Source organism: Stenotrophomonas cyclobalanopsidis, assembly GCF_008710035.1.
Lineage (GTDB): Bacteria > Pseudomonadota > Gammaproteobacteria > Xanthomonadales > Xanthomonadaceae > Stenotrophomonas > Stenotrophomonas cyclobalanopsidis.
This window is the reverse complement of the sequence record NZ_VYKI01000014.1, coordinates 12,242-17,869: the sequence shown is the minus strand read 5'-3', so window position 1 is coordinate 17,869 and position 5,628 is coordinate 12,242. Positions and strand designations below refer to the sequence as shown.

4 protein-coding genes are annotated in these 5,628 nt (G+C 68.1%); 1 reads left to right on the top strand and 3 read right to left on the bottom strand.

Translation table 11 applies throughout. From position 1 onward, the window contains the following. Positions 1–227: 227 nt before the first annotated feature. From FJU31_RS11980 to adh, 3 genes are all read right to left on the bottom strand, one after another. On the bottom strand, positions 228–605 hold the full coding sequence (locus FJU31_RS11980; protein WP_150454948.1) for a DUF779 domain-containing protein: 378 nt from the start codon (positions 603–605) through the stop codon (positions 228–230). Between the two features lie 81 nt (positions 606–686). Continuing rightward, positions 687–1,715, bottom strand: a complete 1,029-nt coding sequence (adhP, locus tag FJU31_RS11975; RefSeq protein ID WP_150454947.1) for an alcohol dehydrogenase AdhP — start codon at positions 1,713–1,715, stop codon at positions 687–689. 75 nt (positions 1,716–1,790) lie between these two features. After that, complete coding sequence (gene adh / locus FJU31_RS11970; RefSeq protein ID WP_150454946.1) at positions 1,791–3,320, bottom strand: aldehyde dehydrogenase; 1,530 nt, start codon at positions 3,318–3,320, stop codon at positions 1,791–1,793. Positions 3,321–3,536: 216 nt separating this feature from the next. Between adh and FJU31_RS11965 the strand changes: the two genes are divergently transcribed. Beyond that, positions 3,537–5,447: a sigma-54-dependent Fis family transcriptional regulator gene (locus tag FJU31_RS11965; RefSeq protein ID WP_150454945.1), complete on the top strand. Its 1,911-nt coding sequence runs from the start codon at positions 3,537–3,539 to the stop codon at positions 5,445–5,447. Positions 5,448–5,628: the final 181 nt, after the last annotated feature.

The following is a 5,628-nucleotide window of genomic DNA, read 5'->3' as shown; positions in this document are numbered from 1 at the left end:
GGGTTGTCCGCTGCGCGGGTGAGCTCCTGCTGTGCCAGGGCAGTCGAGCAAGCTCGACTCTACGTGCCAGGGCAGTCGAGCAAGCTCGACTCTACGTGCCAGGGCAGTCGAGCAAGCTCGACTCTACGTGCCAGGGCAGTCGAGCAAGCTCGACTCTACGCGCCAGGGCAGTCGAGCAAGCTCGACTCTACGCGCCAGGGCAGTCGAGCAAGCTCGACTCTACCGGCTCAGGCCTTGCCGGCGGCCTGCAGCGCGGCGAATTCCTCATCGCTGAACAGCCGCGAGCGCAACAGGAAGCGCACGCCCTCGCCGTTCTCCAGCGAGAACATGCCGCCGCGCCCGGGCACCACGTCGATGATCAGCTGGGTGTGCTTCCAGTATTCGAACTGCGAGGGACTGATGTGGAAGGGTGCGCCGCCGATCTCTCCCAGGCAGACATCGCGATCACCGACGATGAAGTCGCCCTGCGCGAAGCACATCGGCGAGGACCCATCGCAGCAGCCGCCGGACTGGTGGAACAGCAGCGGGCCGTGGCGCGCGCGCAGCGTCTCGATAAGCTGCAGCGCTGCGAGGGTGGCGATGACCTGGTGCGGAAGTTCGTTCATGGGTGCCTCGTCAGGGTACCGTTGCACGGCCGCCGCGCCCGTGGGAGAGGGAGACGGGCGCGGCAGCCATGCGCGGGATGATCAGGCGGCGAAATCCAGCACCACGCGCCCCTCGATGGTGCCGGCGTGCATGCGCGCGAACACCTCGTTGATGTTCTCCAGGCGGTCGGTGCTGACCGTCGCCGCGACCTTGCCTTCGGCAGCGAACTGCAGCGATTCCTGCAGGTCCAGGCGGGTGCCGACGATCGAGCCGCGCACGGTCACGCCGTTGAGCACCATGCCGAAGATGTCCAGCGGGAAGTTGCCCGGCGGCAAGCCGTTCAACGAAACCGTGCCGCCGCGGCGGACCATGCCCAGCGCCTGTTCGAAGGCCTTGGGCGATACCGCGGTGACCAGCGCACCATGCGCGCCGCCGATTTCCTTTTTCAGGAACGCGGCCGGGTCGGTGGTGCGTGCGTTGACGGTGACCTGCGCGCCCAGGCGCTTGGCCAGGGCCAGCTTGCCGTCGTCGACATCGATGGCAGCCACGTTCAGGCCCATTGCGCGTGCGTACTGCACCGCCATGTGACCCAGGCCGCCGATGCCGGAGATCGCTACCCAGTCACCGGGCTTGGTATCGGTGACCTTCAGGCCCTTGTAGACAGTCACGCCGGCGCACAGTACCGGCGCGATCTCCACGAAGCCCACTTCCTTCGGAAGCAGGCCGACATAGTTGGCATCGGCCAGTGCGTACTCGGCGAAGCCGCCGTTGACCGAGTAACCGGTGTTGCGCTGCGTTTCGCACAGCGTTTCCCAGCCACCCAGGCAGTGTTCGCAATGGCCACACGCCGAGTACAACCAGGGGATGCCGACCCTGTCGCCTTCCTTGACATGCCCTACCCCGCCTCCCACGGCCACGACGTGCCCCACGCCCTCGTGGCCGGGGATGAATGGCGGGTTCGGTTTCACCGGCCAGTCGCCCTCGGCGGCGTGCAGGTCGGTGTGGCAGACGCCACAGGCCTCGATTCTGACCAGCACCTCGCCCGCCCCCGGGCGCGGTACCACGACTTCCTCGATGACAAGCGGCTTGCCGAACTCACGGACGACGGCAGCCTTCATGGTTCTGTTCATGCGGGTTACTCCGTAGTGCGCTTGCAGACAGGATGGCGCCGGCCCCATGCCCGCGCCTTGATCCCGATCAATCCATCAGAAGAAGCCCAGCTTCTTCGGCGAATAGCTGACCAGCAGGTTCTTGGTCTGCTGGTAATGGTCGAGCATCATCTTGTGGTTCTCGCGGCCGATGCCCGACTGCTTGTAGCCACCGAACGCCGCGTGCGCCGGGTAGGCGTGGTAACAGTTGGTCCACACGCGCCCGGCCTGGATGGCGCGGCCCATGCGGTACAGGCGCGATGCATCGCGGCTCCACACGCCGGCACCGAGCCCGTACAGCGTGTCGTTGGCGATCTGCAGCGCTTCTTCCTCGGTCTTGAAGGTGGTCACCGCCACCACCGGTCCGAAGATTTCCTCCTGGAAGATGCGCATGCGGTTGTGGCCCTTGAATACGGTGGGCTTCACGTAATAGCCGCCGGCCAGTTCGCCACCGAGCGTGTTCTGCTCGCCGCCGATCAGCACTTCGGCGCCCTCCTGCCTGCCGATGTCGATGTAGGAAAGAATCTTCTCCAGCTGCTCGGACGACGCCTGCGCGCCGATCATGGTGTCCGGATCGAGCGGGTCGCCCTGCTTGATCGCGGCCACGCGCTCGAGCACGCGTTCCATGAAGCGCTCGTAGATCGATTCCTGCACCAGCGCACGCGACGGGCAGGTACACACCTCGCCCTGGTTCAGCGCGAACAGCACGAAACCTTCCACCGCCTTGTCGAGGAAATCATCGTCCTCGGCCATCACGTCGGCGAAGAAGATGTTGGGCGACTTGCCGCCCAGTTCCAGCGTCACCGGGATCAGGTTCTGGCTGGCGTACTGCATGATCAGGCGGCCGGTGGTGGTTTCACCGGTGAAGGCGATCTTGGCGATGCGCGGGTTGCTGGCCAGCGGCTTGCCCGCTTCGAGGCCGAAGCCGTTGACGATGTTGAGCACGCCCGGCGGCAGCAGGTCGCCGATGATCTCCATCAGCACCAGGATCGAGGCCGGGGTCTGTTCGGCCGGCTTGAGCACCACGCAGTTGCCGGCGGCCAGCGCCGGGGCCAGCTTCCACGCGGCCATCAGCAGCGGGAAGTTCCACGGAATGATCTGCCCGACCACGCCCAGCGGCTCGTGGAAGTGATAGGCCACGGTGTCCTTGTCGATCTCCGAGAGGCTGCCTTCCTGCGCGCGTACGGCGCCGGCGAAGTAGCGGAAGTGGTCGACCATCAGCGGGATGTCGGCGTTGAGCGTTTCGCGGATCGGCTTGCCGTTGTCCCAGGTTTCGGCGCGCGCGATCAGCTCCAGGTTCTGCTCGATGCGGTCGGCGATGCGGTTGAGGATGTTGGCGCGCTCGGTGGTGGAGCGCTTGCCCCAGTCCTCCCTGGCGGCGTGTGCAGCATCCAGCGCGGCCTCGATGTCTTCGGCATTCGAGCGCGCCACCGAGGTGAGCACCTTGCCGGTGATGGGCGTGGTGTTGTCGAAGTACTGGCCGCTGCGCGGGGCCACCCACTGGCCGCCGATGTAGTTGTCGTAGCGGGGCTTGAACAGGGTGCTGGGGTCGGCCGGATCGGTCGAGGGCGAGGCAACGGCATTCATCGTGGGCACTCCTTGGATGGCCCGGACAACCCGGGGCCTGCCCCCTTAACGCAACGAGCGTGCCAACCTCGCGCGTGCTGCGGCGCGTCACGGGCTGCGGCAGCGCAGTTGCTGGCGGCCCCCGCGTGGAATGCGGCGGCGCACCAGCGGTCGTCATCGCAACTGAAGCGCGGATGTGCTTTTAATCGGAACAGTGCCCGCAACAACTGTCGCAGAATGCGACACAGGAGCGTCAGGGTGTCCCAGCCGATTCTTCCCGAGCGCGTGGGCGGTGCGCGCCGTGCCTTCTTCGAGCGCGGCGCATCGCCGGCCGGGGCGGTGCCCGATGCCATCCTGCAGTCGTGGCGGCGCTGCCAGCGCCAGGGCCTGTCGGTGGACGCGCGTCCCGACGTGGCCCCGGTACCCGAGCTGTCACTGCGTGAACTGCGCCAGCGCCGCGAGCGCCCGTGGCGGCTGGCCCGCCCCGAGCTGGAAGGGCTGGCAAGCTCGCTGGCCAGCAGCGATGGCATCGTGCTGCTCACCGACGAGGAAGGCTGGGTGCTGGACGCCGAGGGCAGCAACAGCTTCCTCGACCGCGCCGGACAGGTTGCACTGATGCCGGGAGTGCGCTGGGACGAAGGCACGGTCGGTACCAATGCCATCGGCACGGCCATCGTCGAAGGCCGTGCCCTGCAGGTGCGCGGCGGCGAACACTTCTTCGCCCCGCACGGCATCCTGACCTGCTCGGCCACGCCGATCTTCGATCCGTTCGGGCAGCGCGTCGGCGTGCTCGACATCTCCGGCGACGCGCGCCACGCCCACCTGCATGCGCTGGCGCTGGGCCGCCACGCGGTGGACCAGATCGAGCACCGCTATTTCGCCGACGGGCTGGACGACTGCGAACTACTTCACCTGCATGCGCAGCCCCTGTTGCTGGGCAGCCCGCGCGAGGCCCTGCTGGGCTTCCGCAATGGCCGCCTGGTGGCTGCCAACCGGGTCGGCCTGGGGTTGTTCGGGCTGGACCGGCACGACATCGGACACGCGTCGTACGAGGCCCTGTTCGACCAGCCACTGTCGCGCCTGCATGACGACGGCATGCTGCTGGACCGGCAGGGGCGTGCGCTGTACGGCCACAGTGACGGCAGGGGCCAAACGCGTGCCGCAGGCGCCGTGGTTGCGCGTACGCCCCGCGTGGCCCCTGCCGCCGCCGCCGCGTCCGCGCTGCTGGCGGCACCCGGCACGGTGCTGGCGGCGCCGGTGCAGCAGCAGCTGCGGCAGGCGGTGCGGGTGCTGGATGCGGGGCTGCCGGTACTGGTGCAGGGCGAGACCGGCACCGGCAAGGAAGTCTTCGCGCGAGAGCTGCATCGCCGCTGTGCGCGTGCCGGCCAGCCGCTGGTGGCGGTGAACTGTGCGGCACTGCCCGAAGGCCTGATCGAAGCCGAGTTGTTCGGCTACGAGGAAGGCGCGTTCACCGGCGCGCGCCGGCAGGGCAGTACCGGCCTGCTGCGGCAGGCGCAGGGCGGCGTGCTGTTCCTGGATGAGATCGGCGACATGCCGTTGGCCCTGCAACCGCGCCTGCTGCGCGTGCTGCAGGAACGCGAGCTGTCACCGCTGGGCGGTGGCCGCCCGGTGAAACTGGACTTCGCCCTGGTCTGTGCCAGCCACTGCGACCTGCAGCAGGCCGCGGCCGAGGGGCGCTTCCGGGCTGATCTCTACTACCGCATCGCCGATCATGTCGTGCATCTGCCGGCCCTGCGTGAGCTGGACGAGCGCGGTGCCCTGCTGCAGGCGCTGTGGTCACCGATGGCGCAGGGCCGCGTGCTGCAGGCGGAGGTTCTGCAGGTGCTGCAGCGGCAGCGCTGGCCAGGCAACCTGCGCCAGCTGCAGGCCTGCCTGCGCACGCTGGTGGCGTTGAGTGATCCAGGTGAGGAGATCACCCCTGCGCATCTGCCGGCCGAGCTGTTGAAGCTGCCGGTGGTACAGGCGGGTAGTACCAGTACGGCATCGGGCGGACTGCGCGACATCGCCGAGGACGCGATGCGGCAGGCCCTGCAGGACGCCGACGGCAATGTCACCGCCGCAGCGAGGCAGCTGGGTATCAGCCGGAGCACGCTTTACCGACGCCTGGGCCAACCCGCCGCGCGCTGAGCACACGACGGGCTTGCATGTTCGTCGTCCGCGATGGGGTGCGCAGGCTTGATGCCTGCGCTGGCAGGCGTGCGCTCGATGCTCGCTGTGCGTAGAGTCGAGCGTGCTCGACAGCTGTTCGCGAGGAGCCAGTCGAGCCAGCGCGACAATACCGGAGCAGGGGCAACGGCCGGCGTGAGGG